Origin of the sequence: Frateuria terrea (assembly GCF_900115705.1) — a bacterium.
In the GTDB taxonomy this organism is placed as follows: Bacteria; Pseudomonadota; Gammaproteobacteria; order Xanthomonadales; family Rhodanobacteraceae; genus Frateuria_A; species Frateuria_A terrea.
Genome location: NZ_FOXL01000003.1, coordinates 94,540 through 114,318, shown reverse-complemented (window position 1 = coordinate 114,318; position 19,779 = coordinate 94,540). Strand labels below are relative to the sequence as shown.

The following is a 19,779-nucleotide window of genomic DNA, read 5'->3' as shown; positions in this document are numbered from 1 at the left end:
GCGTCGCGGGATCTGCGATGGGGCGCCGCTATCATGAGCGACATGGCAGCCTTCTCCCCCGACGACCTGACCCGCGGGCTTTCCGTGATCCGCGCCAGCCGGCTGGAGGCGCTGCTGGATCCGCTGGTGGCGCTGCTCGACGCGGCACCGCCGGCCAACGTGCTGGCACCGCAGACGGTGATCGCCGCACACCCGGGCATGCGCCACTGGCTGGCCGGCGCGCTGGCGGGCAAGCGTGGCAGCGGCGGCATCGTCGCCAACCTGCGCATCACCCTGCCCAGCACCTGGCTGGATGAACTGGCGCTCGCCGTGCTGGACAGCGCCGCGGTGGCGCTGGCGCCGTTCCGCCGCGACCGGCTGCGCTGGCGCATCCACGAACTGCTGCCGGGCATCGACGACCCGCAGGTGCGCGCCTACCTGGACAGCGGCGATGCCGCGCGCCGGCGCTACCAGCTCGCCGACCGCCTGGCCCGGTTGTACACCCAGTACCTGACCTACCGGCCCGACTGGCTGCAGGCGTGGGAGCGGGGTCGGGACGACATCCCCGAGCCGACCTTCATGGCGCCGCTGTGGCGCCAGCTGCATGTGGCTATCGGCACGCCGCACCGTGGGGAACGGGTGCATGCGCTGGTACGCGAGCTCGCCAGGCATCCGGAAAAACAGGCCACCTTCGAGCCGCTGCACATCTTCGGCGTGAGCCACCTGGCGCCGGCAGAGCTTGATCTGCTGCGCGCGGTAGCCCAGGTGCGCCCCGTCGTGCTCTACGTACCCGATCCCTGCCGTGAATACTGGGCCGGCCTGCGCGGCGAGCGCGCCCAGTTGCGCGAGCTGGCCCGGCGTACCGACTTCACCGAGGACTCCGAGCGGTTCTTCCAGCAGCTGGGCCACCCGCTGCTGGCCGACTGGGGCCGCATGGGCCAGCACTTCATGCTCAACCTGCAGGAGGTCGACGACGCCATCCGCATGGACGTGCGCCACTGGCAGGACGAGCGCCCGATCGAAGGCGGCGGTCTGCTGCAACGCCTGCAGGAAAGCCTGCGCCAGCTCGACCCGGCGCGCACCGCGCCGCTCGCCGGCGGTTACGCCACGGCCATGGTCGACCGCTCCCTGCGCATACACCTGTGCCACACGCGCCTGCGCGAACTGGAAGTGCTGCGCGACGTATTGCTGCAGGAGCTCAGCGAGCGCCCGGAACTGAAGCCCTCCGACATCGTCGTGATGGCGCCGGACATCCAGGCCTACGTGCCGCTGCTGCCGGTGGTGTTTGGCGAGCCCGGCCGCGCACACGGCCCGCTGCCTTACCACCTGGCCGACGTGGCGGTGGCACGTACGCATCCGATGCTCGAAGCGTTCAGCCGCCTGCTCGGCATTTCGGACGCCCGGCTGGGCGCGCCCGAGCTGCTCGACCTGCTCGAGGTCCCCGAGATCGCCCGCGCGCTGGCGCTCTGCGAGGGCGACCGCGAAACGCTCACCCGTTGGCTGCGCCAGAGCCGCGTGGCCTGGGCGCTGGACGGCGAACACCGCGCGCGCTTCGGCGTGCCGCCGATCGAGGAAACCACCTTCGCCTGGGGCATGGACCGGCTGCTCGCCGGCTATGCCATGGGCGACGATGCCGCAGGGCAGGGCGAAGCCTGGTCGCTGCCGGACGGCGAGCTGTGGCCGGTCGAAGGCGTGCACGGCCCGCAGGCGCAGGTGCTCGGCGCCCTCGACCGCCTGCTGCTGGAACTGGCCGCGCTGCAGCGCGACGCGGCGCAACCGCGCACCGCGTCGGCCTGGGCCACGCGACTGGAACAACTGCTCGACGCGCTGTTCCGCATCGACGCGCGCGACGGTCAGGCGGTCGAGGCGCTGGCGCTGCTGCGTCGCTTCATCCAGGCCACCGCAGCGGAAACCGCCGATTGCGGGCTCGATCCGCTGCTCGATTTCGTGGTGGTGCGCGACGTGCTGCGCGAGCGCCTGGCCGCCGCGCCGGAGCGTCAGCGCTTCCTGCTCGGTGGCGTCACCTTTTGCGGCATGGTTCCGCAGCGTGCGATCCCGTTCGAAGTGGTCGCCGTGCTCGGGCTCAACGACGGCGAGTTCCCACGCAATGCCAGCGACGCCGGGCTCGACCTGATGGCGCGCCACCGCCGCCTGGGCGACCGCGACGTGCGCAACGACGACCGCTACCTGTTCCTGGAAACGGTGATGGCCGCGCGCGAAGTGCTGCACCTGTCCTATCTCGCCGAGGGCGTGCGCGACGGCAAGCCGCGCAATCCGGCCGCGCCGCTGGCCGAACTGATGCAGTTTCTCGACGAGCAGGCGCACTTGCGCGCGGTCGACGCGGACATCGACGAACAGCCGCTGCCACCGGGTACGACACGCAAGTTCCGCCGCCCGTGGCGGGTGCGCCACCCGCTGCAGCCGTTCGACGCACGTTACTTCGACGGCAGCGACCCGCGGCTGTGCTGCTACGACGCCGGCTTCGCCGCGATGCGCGCGGGCGCCGAGGCGCCGCGTCCTTTCCTCGATGGCGCGCCTGTGCAGGAGGCGGCCGCCGAAGCCGCGCCGATCCCGCTGCGCGAGGTGCGGGCCTGGTTCCGTGATCCCTCGCGCCAGGTGCTGGCGGGCCAGTTGCACGTGCGCCTGGACGCGCTGGAAGATGATCGCCTGCAGGGACGAGAGCGTCTCAGTGACGACATCCCGGCGCTGGAGCGGGTGTCCCAGCAGCTCTTCTTCGAGGCACTCGGCAACCGGTTCGAACTGCATGAGCAAGCGCCAGCGTGGCTGCGACTGAGCGGATTGCTGCCGCCGGGGCGTCTGGGGGTCGAGGCATGGATGAAGGAGCGCGCCAAGGTGCAGGTCCTGCTCGCGCGCGCCGCCGACCATCCGCTGTTCGCCGGTGCGCTGCCGCATCGCACGCCGGTGACGTTGCTGGAGCCGGTGGTCGGCCTGCTGGTCGAAGGGACGCTCGATCGCGTCTGGAGCACCGGTGAGGCCCGTTGGCAATTCGACGTCTATCCCGGCAAGGCCGAGGACAAGCTCGGCTTCCGCGAGCGGGTACCGTTCTTCATCGAGTGGGCGCTGCTGCGCCTGGTCACCGAGCCGGCCACGCCTGTACGTGCGTGCTTGCTCGCCGACGGCGACGAGCACGCCTGGGAGTCGATGTTCAACGACTGGGATGATGCCTATCGCACGGCGGGCCTCCAGACAGCGCAAGCGATGCGCGAGGATCTGGCGGCGCGCGTCCGCGCGTTGCTCGATCTGTGGCGCCAGGCCCAATGCCATCCGCTACCGTACTTCCCCAGGACCAGTTGGGCCGCGCTGGACGAGCGTCCGGACAGGGCACAGCAGACCTGGGCCGGCAGCTTCGGCCATCCCGGCGAGCGCGACTACGCGCCGGGTTACGCCTGGCTGCTCGCCGGCGACGCGGACTTCTCGCCGGGCCAGCCTGCGTTCGTCGAACTGCAGGCGTTCGCCGAACGGCTGCGGCACCTGATCAACCTTCACGTGGCGGTGGCCGCATGAGCCCCACCGTCGCCCGCGACTGGACCGCGCTGGACCTGGCCAGCCCTGGCCGCACGCTGATCGAGGCCAGCGCCGGCACCGGCAAGACCTGGACGATCTCGGTGCTGTACCTGCGCCTGCTGCTGGAGCATGCCCTTTCGCCCGCACAGATCGTGGTGACCACCTTCACCGACGCCGCCGCGCAGGAACTGCGCGAGCGGCTGCGCGCCCGGCTGGCCTGGGCCGAGGACCAGGCGCTCGCCCGGCCGTCCGAATCGCGGGCCGACGCACCGGCCGACCTTGCCTGGCTGCACGCGCGCTGGCGCACCGATGCCGCGCAGGCCGGGCGTGACCGCTTGCGCCTGCGGCTCGCGCTGGCCGACCTCGATCGTGCGCCGGTCACCACGCTGCACGGCCTGTGCAAGCGCATCCTCGGCGACTATCCGTTCGAGAGCGGCGCCAGCCTGCAGGCCGGCGAACTGGTTTCGGCCGAGGCCCTGCTCGACGAGTGGGCCGAGGACCTGTGGCGCCAGCTGCAGCAGGGCGCGGCAGCGCCGCCACCGGTCGCGCCGGCTTCTTTGACGGAATTGCGCAAGCTGCTCAGGGCTTACCTACGCCCGGGTGTCGAGTTGTGGGTACCGAGCGAGGACGAGCTGGCTCAGCTGACAACGGTATCCAAGGCCGCCGAGTTGGAAGCCTTCGCGGACCGGCCGGGCATCTGGGCGAAGACACCAAAGAAGGGCGATGACGTCACCAGCTTGAAAAATGCTTTGCGGGCGCTAGCAAGCTGGATGCGCGACCGCGACAAGCTGCCTTCCCAGACCCACCTGGATTACCTCGCCAAGCCCGAGAAGTTTCTTGATCCTGCACAAGCAAGCGCGCTGGTGGACGATCCTGCGCTGATCCTCGCCGCCAAGGCTTGCCGCATGCTCGGCTACGCCCAGTACGCCGATCATGTGCATGCGTGGCAGGGCTGGCTGGCCCAGGTCGACGCCTGGCGCGCCGAGCGCCTGGCTGCGCGCGGCCAGCTCACCTTCGATGAACTCATCGCGCGCGTGGGCGGTGCGCTGGGGCGATTGGACCGGCGGCTCGCCGAACGCCTGTTCGCGCAGTGGCCGATCGCGCTGGTGGACGAGTTCCAGGACACCGACGCGCAGCAGTACGCCATCCTCGACGCCATCTACCGCGACCGCGACGGTGCTGCGCGCGGCCGGCTGGTGATGATCGGCGACCCCAAGCAGGCGATCTATCGCTTCCGCGGTGGCGACATCCAGGCGTACCTGGCCGCCGCGGATGCCGCCGACGAGGTGCTGCGGCTGGGCGTGAACCAGCGCTCCGCCAGCGGCCTGGTCGAGGCGACCAACCAGTTCTACGCGCTGGTCGGCAAGACATTGGGCCGCGCGCCCGATACGCCGATCCGCTATGAAGAGGTGCACGCCGCTGGCCGCCGCGACCACGCGCCGCTGAGCATTGATGGCGTGCCGTTAGCGCAACCGCTGCAACTGCACTTCAACGTCGACGTACCCGAAAGCGCGCCGGCCCGCCGCCGCGCCGCGCTGGAAGCGTGCGCCGCGCAGATCGCGTCCATGCTGGGCGACGGTCGCCACCGCATCGGCGAGGCGCCGTTGGCGCCCGGCGACATCGCCGTACTGCTGCCGGGCAACGCCGACATTACCGCGCTGCGCGCACTGCTGCAGCGCTACCGCGTGCCCTGCGTCGGCGCCGGTCGCAGCAGCGTGTTCGACCTGCCGGCGGCGCGCGAGCTGCACGTGCTGCTGCATGCGGTCGAACACGCCAGTGACGAGGGCGCGGTGCGCGCCGCGCTCGCCACCCGGTTGTACGGCCTGACTTACTCCGCACTCAAGGCGCTGCGCGAGCAGCCCGATGCGTGGCTGGCGTACGAGCAGCAGTTCGCCGCCTGGCGCGCGCGCTGGCAGCGTGAAGGCGTGCTCGCCGTCGTGCGCGCGCTGATCGAGCATGCCGCGCCGCGGCTGCTGGCCGGCGAAGACGGCGAGCGCGCGCTCACCGACCTGCGCCACCTGGGAGAGCTCCTGCAGGCGCAGGCCGAGGCCACGCCGGGCCCTGCGCAGCTGCTCGACTGGCTGGCCCGCCAACGCGACGGCGAGGACGCCGGCGGCGATGCGGCGGAGGAACGCCAGCTGCGCATCGAAACCGACGCGCACCGCGTGCGCCTGCTGACCCTGCACGCCAGCAAGGGCCTGGAGTTCCCGGTGGTGTTCCTGCCGCTGATGTGGAACCACTGCCGCAACGACAGGGACACCGATGTGGCCATCCACGAGCCGCTGTGCGGCCGGCGCGTGGTCGGCTTCGGCAAGGCGGCCAAGGCGCAGTACGACGCTGAAGGCCAGGACGAGCGCTACCGCGTGCTGTACGTGGCGCTGACCCGCGCGGTCCACGCCTGCCACGTCTACGCGATGCCGCCCGACCGGCTGGCCAAGGCCAATGCGAAGGAACCGCAGAAGGATCCCGAGCGTGCGCCGCTGGATGCCTCGATCGAGCGCCTGCTGCAACGGTTGGAGGCGGGCGATGACCTCGCCACGATCGCCCCTCGGCTGGCCTGGTCGGCCGAAGGTTGGCCCTGGCATGCCTCATCACTGCCGCAGGTGCAGGACGATGCGCCGACACGCCAGGCGCATCCGCTGCCGCCGGCGCGACCGATGGCCCAGGTCTACAGTTTCTCCAACCTCACCCGCGGCGTGCACGCCGGCGCGCTGGAGGACCAGGCCGCAAGCGACGAGAGCGCGCCCGTGCCAGTCGGTGATGCCTTGGCCGTATCGGCCTTGCACTCGGCGCCGCATCCGGAGCTGCTCGCGATGGCCGGTGTGCGCGGTGCGGACGTCGGCAATGCGATGCACGCGATGTTCGAGCTGCGCACCATCGGCCAGCCTATGGATGTGCAGAAGGACCTGATCGACCGCTGCCTGCGCGAGTTCGGCGTGCGGCTGGAGGAGGCCGGTCGCGAGGCCTTCGTCGCGCGACTCGCCCGCCGGCTGCAGGCCAACCTCGACACGCCGCTGCTGCCGGGCCTGCGTCTGGGCACGCTGCCGGCCGAGCGGCAGCTGGCCGAGATGGAATTCCACTACACGCTGGACGACACCTCGATGGCCGCCCTGCGCGAAGCCTGCACGGCGCTGGGCGAACCGGCGCTGGTGCCGTTCGCGAGTAGCGGCCACCTGCGCGGGCGCATGACCGGCAAGATCGATCTGATCTTCGAGCACGACGGCCGCTACCGGGTGCTCGACTACAAGAGCAACTACCTGGGCGAGCACGTCGAGGACTACCTCCCCAGCGCGCTCGCCGTCGCCATGGACGCGCACCACTACCGCTTCCAGGCGCTGCTCTACACCGTGGCGCTCGACCGCATGCTGCGCCAGCGCCTGCCCCGTTACTCGCGCGAACAGCACCTGGGCGAGGCCATCTACCTGTTCGTGCGCGCGGTGGGCCTGGGGGCAGACGCCGGCGTGTGGCGGCACCGCTTCGACGATGCGCTGATCGAGGCCGTCGACAACGTGCTGGCCGGGCGCGAGCTGGAGGTGGTCGCATGAGCACCTACCGTTTCCAGCGCGCGCCCGCGGAATTGGCCGACACGCCGTGGCGTCCGCTCGACCGCGCGCTGCTGCGCTGGACGCTCGCACATGGCGGCTCGCCGCTGGTGGCGCGGCTGGCAGCGTGGGCCAGCTTCGCCGACGGCGAAGGCGACACGGCGTTGCCGCTCGCCGGTCCGCAGGCCGGACGCCACGGCGCGCCTGTCCTGTCGTTCGACGAGCTCGACACGGCGCGCGCCGATCCCATGGTCAGTGATGGCAGTACGCCGGCGCCGTTCGTGCTCGACGCGCATGGCCGTTTCTACCTGTGGCGCAACCATGCCGACGAGGCGGCGGTGGCGCAGCAGCTGCGCGCGCGTCGCGCGGCGGCCAGCCAGGCTGATGTGCACGAAACGACGCTTGATGAATTGTTCGGCGGCGTCCGCAGCGAAGCGGTCGCGCGCCAGCGCCAGGCCGTGACGCAGGTCGGCGGAAGGCGCCTGTTCGTGCTTACCGGCGGCCCGGGCACCGGCAAGACCACCACCGTGCTGCGCATGTTGCTGATGCTGCAGCATCTCGAACCCGGCAAGGCACCGACCATCCAGGCCGGCGCCCCTACCGGCAAGGCGGCGCAGCGGCTGGTGCAGTCGCTGCGGCAGGGCAAGCAGGCGCTGCAGGCGTCGTTGCCGGAAACCTGGCAACCGCTGCTGGAGCGTATTCCCGACAGCGATGCGCTCACCCTGCACCGCATGCTGGCCTACGATCCACGCCGCAACCGCTTCGCGCGCGATGCGGAGCATCCGTTGCCCGCCGACATCGTGGTGGTCGACGAAGCTTCGATGATCGACCTGGCGCTGTTGCGCGCGCTGCTCGAAGCGGTGCGTCCGGACGCGACCCTGGTGCTGGTCGGCGACGCGGACCAACTCACCTCGGTAGCGGCCGGCTCCGTGCTGATGGACGTGGTGGCGGTGATGGAAGCCGAACGGGCATCCGACATCGTGCGGCTGGAGCACAGCTTCCGCGCCGGCCAGCAGCTGGTGCCCGTCAACCGCGCCGTGCGGGCGGGCGATGCGACCGTCCTCCGCGACGCTGTGGCGCACGCGGGCGAGCATGCACGCTGGATCCCGGTCGAAGACACGGCGCGGCTGCGGCGGGAGCTGGTCCACTGGACCGAGGCGTTGGCGCAGCTGCCGATCCGCCCCGGCCTTCCCGCGCGGCATGCCGACCTGGAAGAGGCCGGGTCCGAACGCGGCACGCTCGCGCTGCGGGCACTGCACGCGCTGGCCCGGCGCCAGTTGTTGTGCGCGCTGCGCGAGGACGGCTTCGGCGCCCTTGCGCTCAACCAGTGGATCGAGCAACGCCTGAAACAGGCCTGGGGCGTACCGGAAGATCGCGCCTGGTATGCGGGCCGTGCCGTGCTGATCACGCGCAACGACTACGCCACGCGCCTGTACAACGGCGACGTCGGCCTGTGCCTGGCCGACGCGGGCGGCACGCTGCGGGTATGGTTCGAGACCACCACCGCCGACGGCCGGCCGACCGCGCGCAGCTTCGCGCCGGGCACGTTGCCCGCGCACGAGGGCGCCTTCGCGATCACCATCCACAAGAGCCAGGGCTCCGAGTACGACGAGGTCGCCGTGCTGCTGCCGCCGGATCCGGACAGCCGCATCCTGTCGCGCCAGCTGCTCTACACCGGCCTTTCGCGTGCGCGGAAGACGGCTTTGCTGTGGTCGTCCGAGGCCGCACTGGATGCGGCGCTGGCGCGTCCGGTGCGCCGTGCCGGCGGGCTGGCCGATCGGCTCGCCGGTGCGCGGCCCGTCGAAGAACCGCAGCAGCTCTCGCTGTTGTAGAACCCTCCGCTTGCGAAGACCTCCCGGCACCGCCCCGGGTAAGTCTTCTCTCGAGCGCCCTATGCCCGCAGGAGCGCGGCTGTGTGCGACCCCAGGGATGGCGTCGCGCACGGGTGCGCTCCCTGCCAACGGCCACGCGTGAGGCCGCTCTCTTTCCCGCCCGCTATTTCTGCAGGAACGGTTGCGCGATCTTCAGCACGGTCCGGTACGGCTCCGGATCGTTGCGGTTGCTGAGCAGGATCACGGTCAGGTGCTGCTTCGGCCAGCGCACGATCACGTTGCGGAAGCCGATGCTCTCGCCCGAGTGCCAAAGGGTGTCGCCGGTGACACGCCAGCCGTAGCCGTAGCTCGCCTGGTAGGGTTCGCCCGTCACCTTCACGTGCGGGCTGAAGGCGGCCTTGCGCGAGGCGTCGCTGAGCAGGCGGTCGTCGTAGAGCGCCGCGTCCCATTTTGCGAGGTCGTCGATGTTGGAGTAGATGCCGCCGTCGCCGCGGGTGGCCGAGGTGAGGTCCTGGTCGGTGCGCAGCCAGCGGCCGCCGGTCCTGCTGTAGCCGTAGGCGCGGTTCGGCACCCTCCTGGCATCGTGCACGTAGAGCAGTGTGTGGTCCATGTGCAGCGGCGCGAAGATGCGCCGCTGGAGGAAATCCTGCAGCGTGCTGCCGGACGCCTTTTCCACCACCAGCCCGAGCAGCACGTAGCCGGAGTTGCTGTAGCGGTAGGCGGTGCCCGGCGCGAAGTAGCTGCGGGGCGTGGCCGAGAGCATGCGCAGCACGTCCTGGTCGTTGAGCTGGGCCGTCTGGTCGGGCGGGATCAGGTCTTCGTAGTCGATCAGCCCGCCGGTATGGCTGAGCAGTTCGCGCAGGGTGACCTTGTCGGTGGTGGCCGGCAGCGACGGCAGCCAGTGGCGGATCGAATCGTCGAGCGTGAGCTTGCCGTCCTGCGCCAGCAGCAGGATCGCCGCGGCGGTGAACTGCTTGCTGACCGAAGCCAGGCGAAAGTCGGTGTCCGGCGTGACCTTCGCGTGCTGCTCCAGGTTGGCCAGGCCGAAGCCCTTGCTGAGCAGCGGCTTGCCGTTCTTGATCACGAGCAGGGCGGCGCCGGGGACGTCGCCCTGGTACTTCTGCATCAGATGGTTGGCGTTCTGCAGGGCGTCGGTGGCGTGGACGGCGCCGGCGGCGATGAGCGAGGCGAGCAGCAAGGCGAGACGCATGGTGTATCTCCGTGCTTTGGCTTGGAGCCCCTCTCCCGTTGGCAGAGGGGTTGGGGTGAGGGTTCGGCCAGCGCGGGATGCTCGCTCTGCCCGAACCCTCACCCGCCTGTCGGCAACCTCTCCGAGAGGGAGAGGGGTTCAGCCGTGTGCCATGCGGCAGGTGCTACTTCACCGGCACGTCGTAGATGGTGTGCGGCGTGGGCTCCGTGGCCCAGGTGTAGTGCCACCATTCCAGCGGGTAGTTCCTGAAGCCCTCGCGCTCCATCGCCACCCGCAGGCGCAGCCGGTTGGCGTGCTGCGCGGGCGTGACGTCCGGCGCGTCGGTGTGCGCGCGCACGTCGAAGAAGTCGAAGTGCGTGCCCATGTCCAGCTTCTTGCAGTGGCTGCCGTGCTCGTCGCACTGCTCCATCGTCAGGTCGGCCGTGCCGCCACGGCTGTGCCCCGAGACCGGCGCGATGTAGTCGCCCAGCAGCACGCTCTTGGCCAGGCGCGGATAGTGCCCGGCCTTGGTGCGTTGGTCGGACAGGTCGTGCGCCCAGCGCACGAAATGCGTCACCGCGCGCGCCGGGCGGTAGCAGTCCCACAGCTTCAGCCGCTGGTGTTGCGCGCGCAGGTCGCGCTCGACGCGTGCCAGAGCTTCGGCGACAGGGCGCTTGAGCAGGCACTTCGGCGCGAGATAGCCGTCCACCGGCGCGCCGACGAAATTGTCGTGGCCGGCATACTTGATGTCCTCGGCGATGTCGGGGACGAGCGTGCGGATGTCGACCAGGTCGGCTTCGGCGGCGGTTTTGGCGGGCGACAGCGTGGTCGCCTCTTCCGCCCGGGCTGTCGTGGCCGCCATCAAAAGACACAGGGCGGCCAGAAGCGCCGGCGCGGGCCTCCGCGGCGTTATCGAGCGTGCGGTCACGGGCAACCTCCGATGCGTTCGAAGTGCAGGTCCTCGTAGTCCGAGCTGAAATCGCCCAGCGGATCGAGCTTGGCCATGGTGAGCGTGGGCGGCGAGCCGGCGTGCGGGTCGAGCCAGGCGTCGAGGTCGACGGCCGGGTCGTCCCAGTGGACCAGGTAGCGCTTGCCCAGCTGCCGGACCGTGCCGTGCATGTGCGGCGACTTGAGCGATGCCCATTGCACGGTATCGCCACGCGGGCACAAGGTGATCTGTCCGAACCACGGATCGCGGTAGCGGCCGCTCCAGGCGAAGGCGCCGGGCTTCACCGTCGTTGCCGCGGACGTATCCGGCGGCCGGGCGGCCGCCGGGCGCTGTGCTGCTTCGTGGTCGAGCGCATCGGCATACCACGTCACGCCGCGGCCGTCGCCCGGCGCGGTGAAGTGCTTGGTCAGCACCTCGCCAAGCACCGTGCGTGCGTCCTCGGCCTCGCCGTTGATCATGAACACGAAGCCGCTCTTGCGATCCGGCAGCAGCGCCAGCATCGAGTACATGCCGCCCAGCGTGCCGGTGTGCCAGACCACCCATTGCCCGTCCACGTCGGCCATGCGCCAGCCGTAGCCGTAGGCCATGACGTGGGAGTGGTCCCAGGTGCGTCGCTGGTTGGAGACCGGGATCAGCATGTGCGGCGACTGCAGCACCTGGCGCTGGGTGGAGGAGAGCCACTGGAGCTGCGTTGGCGTGGGCACGAGCCAGTTCTTCGCCCAGCTCAGCATGTCGGTGAGGTCGCAGCGGATCCCGCCGGCGGGGTCGGAGGTGATCGCGGGGATGGTCGGGCCGTCCTCGCGCATGACCAGGTTGCGACCGTCCTTGCGGTAGTGCGGCTGGGCCACGTTGCCGACGGCGTCGCGACCCCATGTGCCGACCTGGCAGCGCGACAGGCCCAGCGGCTCGAACACCTCTCGGTGCATCAGCGTCTCGTACGGTGCGCCGCCCGCGGCCGCCGCCACTTCCCCCGCGACCACGTAGAGCAGGTTGTCGTACTGGTACTGCGAGCGGAAGCTGTAGCCGGGCTTGATGTAGCGCAGCCCGTGGATGATGTCCGCCCGGGTGAAGGCGTTGGGTTCGGGCCACAGCATCAGGTCGCCGCCGCCCTCGGGCAGGCCGCTGGAGTGGGTGAGCAGATCGGCCACGCGCATGTTCTTCGTGACCCACGGGTCGGACATGCGGAGGTCGGGCAGGTACTTGGTGACCGGGTCGTCCCAGGAGAGCCGGCCGGCATCGACCAGATGGCCGAGCAGGGCGGTGGTCATGGCCTTGCTGTTGGAGGCGATCTTGAACAGCGTCTCGGGCGTGACCGGCTGGCCCGATTCGGCGACCGTCTCGCCGCGGGTGGCGGCGTAGACGACCTGGCCGTTCTCGATCACGCCCACCGCGATGCCTGGGAGCTGGTAGCGGGCGACGACCGCATCGACGATCGGATCGTAGGTCGGATTGGCGGGTTGCGCCGCCACGCCGAGCGTGGCGAGCAGGAACGGAAACCCCAATGCGACGGTGCAGAAGCGCTTCCTGCTCCCAGACGGGCGCCGGTACGGGAGAGCGGGCGTCCTCCGCTCAATGGTGTGCATCGCGCTCCACCTCGCGCCACACGCGCAGCAGGTTGCCGCCCCAGATCTTGGCGATGTCGGCGTCGCTGAAGCCGGCGCGACGCAGGGCGGCGGTGACGTTCCGGGTCTCGCTGGCGTCCTTCCAGCCGGTGATGCCGCCACCGCCGTCGAAGTCCGAGGCGATGCCGACGTGGTCGATGCCGGCGACCTCGGCGATGTGGCGGATCTGCTTGACGTAATCGTCGACCGTGGGCAGCGGGAACTTTTCCTGGATCTTCGCCATGCCCGCGGCCATCGCGGGCAGGTAGTCGTGCTTGTCGCTGTCGTATTCCTTGTCGCCCGCCGCGTGCGCGACCTCGGCCTGCAGCTTCTTCTCGGCCGCCTCGCGGCCCGGGTCGCTCTTGAGGAACTCCTTGTAGGCCACCGCCTGGATCACGCCGCCCTTGGCGGCGATCGCGCGCAGCAGGTCGTCGGGCAGGTTGCGCGGATGGTCGAGCACGGCGCGGGCCCCGGAGTGCGAGGCGATCAGCGGCGCCTTCGACACCGCCAGCGCGTCGTGCACGCAGGCGTCGGAGGCGTGCGAGATGTCGACCATGATGCCCAGCGCATTGGCGCGCGCGACCACCTGGCGGCCGAAATCGGTCATGCCGTGGTCGCCCTTGCTGTTCATCGCCGGCTCGCCGTTGTCCTTGTCCGGCAGCGAGCTGGTGCACAGGTCGTTGTTGCCCACGTGGACCAGCCCGACGTAGCGCGCGCCGCGGTCGTAGGCGGCGTCCAGCCGGTTGAGGTCGTGGCCGAGCGAATAGGCGTTCTCGATGCCGATCATCGCCGAGAGCAGTCCGGCCTTGCGGTTGGCCATGGCCTGTTCCGGCGAGGTGGCCAGGCGGATGCGGTCCGGGTACATCATCAGCATGCGGCCGATCGCCTCGTACTTCTCTTCGGCCTGGTTCACCGCCTTGGCGTAGCCGGCCGCATCGAGCTTGTGCTGCGGTACCCAGATCACGAAGAACGCGGCATTCAGTCCGCCGCGCTCCATCTTGCCCAGATCCACCAGCAGCGGCGTGTCCTTGCCGGCGTCGAAGCGCGCCTCGCGCATGTAGGTGAACGGGATATCGACGTGAGTGTCGATGGTGATCGGCGGATCGGGCGGCGCCATCTGCGCGAACGCCGGGAACGTGCTGCCGAGCAGGGCGAGGAGGGCGAGGTGGCGAAGTCGGTTCATGCGTGTTCCTGCGGTCAGGGGGCCTGCCAATCCTGCGCCGGTTGTTCGCCGGCGACCATCTCTTCGTACGTTTGCCGGCGCCGGATGACCGCGTAGCGGCCCTCGTCGAGCAGGACCTCGGCGACGAGCGGGCGCGAGTTGTAGGTGGAGGCCATCGAGGCCCCATAGGCGCCGGCGCCCTGGATGGCGAGCAGGTCGCCGGGCGCGCATTCGGGCAGCTCGCGACCGCGGGCGAAGGTGTCGCCGGTCTCGCAGACCGGGCCGACGACGTCGTAGGTGGCGGGCGGACGCGGTTCGGGCGAGACCGGCACGATGTCGTGCCAGGCGTCGTAGAGGCTGGGCCGCAGCAGGTCGTTCATCGCCGCGTCGAGCACCAGGAAGCGTCGTTCGGTGCCTTCCTTGATGCGCAGCACGCGCGTGAGCAGCACGCCGGCCTCGGCCACCAGGTAGCGGCCCGGTTCCAGCAGCAGGCGGCCGTCGAAACCGGCCAGCGCCTCGCGGACCACGGCGGCGTAGTCGCCGGCGTCGATCGGCTGGTCCTGCCCGGCGCGGTAGCGCACGCCCAGCCCGCCGCCGACGTCGATGCTGGCGAGCGGGTGGCCGGCCTGCACCAGCTCGCGCCAGAACGCGGCGACGCGGTGCAGCGCCAGCCGAAACGGATCGAGGTCGAGGATCTGCGAGCCGATGTGCACGTGCAGGCCATCGAGCCGGACATGTCTCAGCTGCGCGCGTTCGGCGAACCAGCGGCGCGCCTCGGCAATGCTGACGCCGAACTTGTTCTCGGCGCGGCCGGTGGAGATCTTGGCGTGGGTGAGCGCATCGACGTCGGGGTTGATGCGCACGGCGGCGTTCGCCGTGGCGGAACGCGTCCCTGCCACGCGCTCGATCGCGTGCAGCTCGTCCAGCGACTCGACGTTGAAGCGGGCGATGCCGGCCTCGAGCGCCGCATCGATCTCGTCGTCGGTCTTGCCGACGCCCGAAAAGACGATGCGTGCGGCGGGAATGCCCGCCGCCAGCGCGCGCTTGAGTTCGCCAGCCGAAACGATGTCGGCGCCGAGCCCTGCGTCCGCCATCAGGCCGAGGATCGCCAGGTTGCTGTTCGCCTTCACCGCGTAGCAGATGGTGGCGTCGAGTCCGGCCAGGGCGGTCTGGAGCCCGGCGATGCGTTGGCGAATCGCGGTGGCGGAGTAGGCGTAAAGTGGTGTGCCCAGGCGCCCGGCCAGCGCGTGCAGATCCACGCCGTCGAATGCGGGTTGGGCTGCGGTTACGCGTGGTGAGTCGTTGGCGGAGGAGGCGCTCATCAGGGTCGTCAACAGCCTGAAAAAAGGACGGCCCGCGGAATGCCGCGGGCCGTCAGGCGGGGGGCTTAGAAGTCCACGCTCACCGTCAGCTGGGTGAAGCGCGGCGACTGGAAGCCGATCGGCAATCCAAAGGTCGAGTCGGTCTGGTTGGAGATCGCGCTCTGCAGGTCCTGGTCCACCTGCACCTTGCGCTGCTGGTTGAGCAGGTTGTAGACCGCCAGCTTCACGCGCAGGTTGCCGCCGCCCTCGAACGGCAGGATGTAGCTCAGGCTGGCGTCGAAGGTGTAGGTCCACGGCAGGCGGCCCTGGGCGCCACGCGCCGAGTGCGTGTAGACGCGCTCGGCGGAGAAGTCCGAATCACAGTTCTCCACGCAGATGTAGTAGCTGTGGTAGTTGCTCGCGTCGAACGGGTTGCCCACGCCGAAGCCGGTGATGGGGCCGCCGGAGTGGACGTCGGCGTTGGCGCCGAGCTGCCAGTGCGGCGTGATCGCGTAGGTGCCGCGCAGCTTGAGCTGGTGGCGGCGATCGTTGGGCAGGTAGCCGTTGCCGCCGAAGTTCACCCACGGATCGTCGAAGTTCTCGGTGCGGCCGGTGTCGTCGAAGTCGGTGTCGGAATTGACCGGGCCCTCGGCGTTGCCGCGGTTCCAGGCCAGTACGTAGGAGGCGTTGAACGCCCACTTCTCGTCCCATGCGCGGTCGAGCTGGAACTCGAGCGCGGAGTAGGTGCGCTTGGGCTTCACCCAGCCGCGCTGGCCAATGTAGGTCATGATCGGGTCGCCATTGGCATCCACGCCATCCTGCCGGTACATGGCCCAGCCTTCCTTGGACGTGTCCACGGTGACGTAGCCGTCCGCGGTGCCGTCGCAGTTGGTGTCGCCCCACACGGTGACCTTCTTGCCCGGATTGGCCATCACCCAGCCGATGTAGCCGTTCTCGCCGCATTGTGCGGTGGCGCTGATCTCCATGTCATCGATGGCGTTGTGCAGGCGGCGGTAGGTGCCGCTGACGCCCCACGACCAGCTGGCGTCGATCATCTGCTGGAAGCCGAGGATCGCCTCGTCCTGGTAGACCGGATCCATGTTGTGGTCGACCTCGGCGCGCAGGTCGCCCACCGTGCCGTCACCCTGCGAGGTGTCGGTGTGGCTGCCCGGCAGCGGATCGCCGACGATCGGCATGGCGTACTGGAAGCCGTTGATCTCCTGCGTCTGCCAGCCGAGGAAGCGGTGCGCCGAGCGCTCGTCGAGCAGGCCGCCGGCCTGCTTGATGTTGATCACGTTGGCCACCGGCAGGTAGTAGCGGCCCAGGTTGCCAAACAGCTTGGTCGTGCCGTCCCCCTTCATGTCCCAGGAGAAGCCCAGGCGCGGCGCCATCTGCTGGTCGATCTTGATGTAGCTGCGGCCCGCGGCATCCTGGTTGTCGAAGCTGTCGTTGCGCAGGCCGGCGTTGAGCACCAGGTTCGGGGTGAGATGCCAGTTGTCCTCCAGATACCAGGCGGCATTCTTGGTCGCGAAGGTGCCGGCGATCTCGTAGCGGCGCACGCGCACGTAGGCCACGTCGCCTACCGGTACGCGTCCGCCGCCATTGGAGTTGGTGACCTGGCCGTTGTCGGGAGCGTTGTACACGTTGTAGTAGTAGCCGCCGGGGCCCGGATAGCGGCGCGCATAGTCGGACGTGTCGACCTCGTGGTCATAGCCGAAGCGCAGCAGGTGATCGCCCAGCGTCCATTCGAAGTCGGCGCGGTACTGCTTGCGGGTGTCCTCGCGTGAAGCGACCTGCGAGCTGCTGGTGCAGCCCAGCGGGAGGTCGCCGGGCAGCGGCACGCCGGCCTCCACCGCCACGCGGTTGCACTCGGTGTCCAACTGCGAGCTGATGTTCGCCTGGCGCTGGTTGCGCCCGTACATCAGCTTCATAGACAGGTCGTTGGTCAGGTAGCTGGTCCAGGTCAGCGCCCAGTTGCGGCCGCCCGTGTCGGTGTAGACCTCGTTGGTCTTGGCAATGCGCGTGTTGGTGTCGAAGTTGTAGCTGTAGACGTCGCCGGTGTCCTTGTTCTTGTCCGAGAACGCCATCAGCGACAGCGTGTTGTTGTCGGTGATGTTCCAGTCGATGGTGCCGCCCCAGAAGCCCTGGTTGGCGCTGTGGTCGGTCATCGTGGTGCCGACGTTGTCGGTGTTGCGCGGGCTGGCGCCGCGCGCCTCGTACATGGCGAAGAAGAACAGCTTGTCCTTCACGATCGGGCCGGATGCCCAGACGTTGGTCTTGATCAGTGAATCCTGGTCGCGGCTGGAGGTGTAGTAGCGCTCGCCGTCGAAGTAATAGTCATGGCCGTGCGAATGCCAGTTGCCCGGCTCCATCGTGATCTCGGCGCCACCCTTGAACTCGTTGGTGCCAGAGCGTGCCACCGCGTTGACCACGCCGCCGGTGGTGCGGCCGAATTCCACCGAGTAGCCGCCGGTCTTGACCTGGAACTGGTCGTAGAAGGCGAACGGTGCCTCGGAGAAGCCGTTGCGGTTGTAGAAGTCGGTAACGTTGAGGCCGTTGACGTAAAAGGCGTTCTCGGCGATCGACGAGCCGCCGAACGAAATGCCGCCGAAGCCGGCGTTGCCCTTGACCACGCCCGGCGCAAGCAGCGCCACCGAGGTCACGTTCTGGTCGACCGGCAGGCGCACCAGGTCGGCACGCGAGACGATCGTGGCCGACTCGGTGGAGCTGACGTCGATCACCGGCAGCACCGAGCTCGTGACGTTGATGGTGGCCAGGCTGGTCGCGTTCACCGCGCCCAGGTCCACCGTGGTGGTGGTGCCCAGCGCCACCGTGACGTTGCGCGTCGGGCCGACCTGCTGGCCGCCGCTGCTCGCGCTGATGGTGTACTGGCCGACCGGCAGGAACGGCAGGCGATAGCTGCCGTCGCTGTCGGCGACCACGCTGCGGGTCAGGCCCGTGTCCGGATTGGTCACCGTGACCGTGGCGCCGGCCTGGGTGTGGCCGGCGACGGCGCCGTCGTTGTTGGCGGCGTGCGCCGGCGGCGCGCCGAAGGCGGCCAGCGCCAGCCCGAGTGCCGTGCCGAGCACGGTCCTGCGCATGTTCCAAACCTTGCTGCTCATTTCCCCTACTCCCCTCGACGCCGGGTCGATGTCAGTTGAATCGTTGATTGCTTGTGTTGTTGGTTACTTCTTGTTGTCGCGTCCGTGCAGGAACTGCCAGTCGAAGTGGTAATCCCACTTGTCGAAATAGAGGTTGCCGCCGCGCCACTCGACTTCGCCTCGCTGCGAGTCCACCGTCTCCGAGCGCGGGAACTGCTTGGCCGGCACGAACGGGCGGCTGTAGTCGTCGTTGAAGGCGATGCGGTAGGCGTCCAGACCGCCCAGGTAGAACCAGCGCAGGCGCGGGTCGTCGCCCGGCTTGGGCTCGAGCTGGCCAAAGGTGACATCGACGGGCACCCAGCCGTAGGGCGCGAAGTAGACCTGGCCCCAGTCGTGGATGTTGTCGTAGCTGCCGTCGGAGAACATCCAGCCGGACTGCCAGCGCGCCGGGATGCCGTTCATGCGCAGCAGCGTGAGCAACAGCAGGGTCTGCTCGCCGCAGTCGCCATGGCCAGCGTGCAGCGTGTAGTCGCCGATGTTGCTGATGGTCGAGTACTCGCGCGCGCCGGCCCAGGGGATCCTGTCGACGGCGGCGAACAGCTTCTGCGCGATGCGGTAGGGATTCTTCTCGTCGCCCACGACCTTGCGCGAGAACGCACGCATGTCGTCGGTGAACACGATGTGCGGCGGGCGCTGCTCGACGAAGGGCCTCAACTCGGGCGTGATGGTGGCCGGGACGACCTTGGCAGGATCGATCCGATGGTATTGCGCGCGCAGCGTCACCTCATAGGTGAGCTTGAATACGGTCGGCTGGCCGGCCCTGGCCGGCGCTTCCATGTAGGCGGTGCGCTGCAGCGTGTCGACCGGCGCGACGCGCGCGCCGGCCGGCTGGCTCGCGACCAGCCGGATGTCGTCCTGCTGGCCAGGGATGGCGCGCGGGTAGGGGATCCATGCCTTGAGCGTTTCGCCGGCGGGCACGGCATCGGGGTCGACCGTGAGCGTCTGCGTCACCCGCACACGCATCGGCAGCACGCCGGTCTTGCCGCTTTGGAGTGCCTCTCGGAGGGCGGCGCGGTGGTGGTCGTTGAGCGTTTCGTTCGGGCCGTTGGGGGGCGAGGTCGGCGGCGCGCCGCGGCGATCACGCGCCTCGGCGCTGAGCAGGAACAGGTTGGACGGGCCACGGTTGAAATACAGCGTGCGGCCGTCGATCACCATGTGCTCGATCAGCCCGGCATCGTCCCAGCGCGCGAACTCGGCCTCGGTGAGGTCGGGGATCTGCTTGCGGATGCGTGCCTTCGCGTCCTCGGCCGTGAGCGAGAAGTCGAGCAGGATGCGGCGCATGCGCTCCCGCTGGAACTCGAGCGCCTGGCGCGCTTCGGGCGTGAGGCCGGGCTGCGCCAGCGCCTGCGCGATGGCGGCGCGGGCGGCGTCGAAATGCCCGTGGTCGATCTGCGCCACGATCGCCGGCGGCGCGGACGGCGGCAGGCTGGCCAGCGCCGGCACCGCGCAGCACAGCAGGCCGGCGAGCACGGCGCCTGCCAGCGCGCGCCGGTGGCTCGTTTCGTGTTTGCGTTGCTTGCCTGGCACCTTCGTCATCC

At 69.6% G+C, this 19,779-nt stretch carries 10 protein-coding genes; 3 read left to right on the top strand and 7 right to left on the bottom strand.

The window, feature by feature from the left end; genetic code table 11:
- Nucleotides 1–33: 33 nt before the first annotated feature.
- The 3 genes from recC to recD are packed head-to-tail and all read left to right on the top strand — an operon-like array spanning nucleotide 34 to nucleotide 8,878.
- Nucleotides 34–3,504, top strand: coding sequence for an exodeoxyribonuclease V subunit gamma (gene recC, locus BMZ38_RS04340; protein WP_091334644.1), 3,471 nt, complete (start codon nucleotides 34–36; stop codon nucleotides 3,502–3,504).
- Nucleotides 3,501–7,049: a UvrD-helicase domain-containing protein gene (locus BMZ38_RS04335; RefSeq protein ID WP_091334640.1), complete on the top strand. Its 3,549-nt coding sequence runs from the start codon at nucleotides 3,501–3,503 to the stop codon at nucleotides 7,047–7,049. Before recC ends, BMZ38_RS04335 begins: the two co-directional genes overlap by 4 nt.
- The gene (gene recD / locus BMZ38_RS04330; RefSeq protein WP_091334637.1) at nucleotides 7,046–8,878 is read left to right on the top strand and encodes an exodeoxyribonuclease V subunit alpha; all 1,833 of its coding nucleotides are present in this window, start codon (nucleotides 7,046–7,048) and stop codon (nucleotides 8,876–8,878) included. The genes BMZ38_RS04335 and recD overlap by 4 nt, the downstream gene beginning before the upstream one ends.
- A gap of 163 nt (nucleotides 8,879–9,041) precedes the next feature.
- Here recD and BMZ38_RS04325 read toward each other — a convergent pair whose 3' ends face one another.
- The 7 genes from BMZ38_RS04325 to BMZ38_RS04295 all read right to left on the bottom strand — a co-directional run bounded on the left by BMZ38_RS04325 (nucleotide 9,042) and on the right by BMZ38_RS04295 (nucleotide 19,777).
- Complete coding sequence (locus tag BMZ38_RS04325) at nucleotides 9,042–10,088, bottom strand: serine hydrolase domain-containing protein (RefSeq protein WP_091334634.1); 1,047 nt, start codon at nucleotides 10,086–10,088, stop codon at nucleotides 9,042–9,044.
- Between the two features lie 163 nt (nucleotides 10,089–10,251).
- Nucleotides 10,252–10,929, bottom strand: a complete 678-nt coding sequence (locus BMZ38_RS04320; RefSeq protein ID WP_091334629.1) for a M15 family metallopeptidase — start codon at nucleotides 10,927–10,929, stop codon at nucleotides 10,252–10,254.
- Nucleotides 10,930–10,991: 62 nt separating this feature from the next.
- Nucleotides 10,992–12,599 (bottom strand): serine hydrolase domain-containing protein, encoded by a 1,608-nt coding sequence (locus BMZ38_RS04315; RefSeq protein WP_091334627.1) that lies wholly within the window; start codon nucleotides 12,597–12,599, stop codon nucleotides 10,992–10,994.
- Complete coding sequence (locus BMZ38_RS04310; RefSeq protein WP_091334625.1) at nucleotides 12,586–13,800, bottom strand: dipeptidase; 1,215 nt, start codon at nucleotides 13,798–13,800, stop codon at nucleotides 12,586–12,588. The genes BMZ38_RS04315 and BMZ38_RS04310 overlap by 14 nt, the downstream gene beginning before the upstream one ends.
- A gap of 14 nt (nucleotides 13,801–13,814) precedes the next feature.
- Nucleotides 13,815–15,101 (bottom strand): diaminopimelate decarboxylase, encoded by a 1,287-nt coding sequence (gene lysA / locus BMZ38_RS04305; RefSeq protein WP_091334622.1) that lies wholly within the window; start codon nucleotides 15,099–15,101, stop codon nucleotides 13,815–13,817.
- Nucleotides 15,102–15,166: 65 nt separating this feature from the next.
- Entirely contained in the window at nucleotides 15,167–18,202 is a 3,036-nt protein-coding gene (locus BMZ38_RS04300) for a TonB-dependent receptor (RefSeq protein WP_091334620.1), read from the bottom strand.
- A gap of 63 nt (nucleotides 18,203–18,265) precedes the next feature.
- The gene (locus tag BMZ38_RS04295; RefSeq protein WP_091334615.1) at nucleotides 18,266–19,777 is read right to left on the bottom strand and encodes a transglutaminase-like domain-containing protein; all 1,512 of its coding nucleotides are present in this window, start codon (nucleotides 19,775–19,777) and stop codon (nucleotides 18,266–18,268) included.
- Nucleotides 19,778–19,779: the final 2 nt, after the last annotated feature.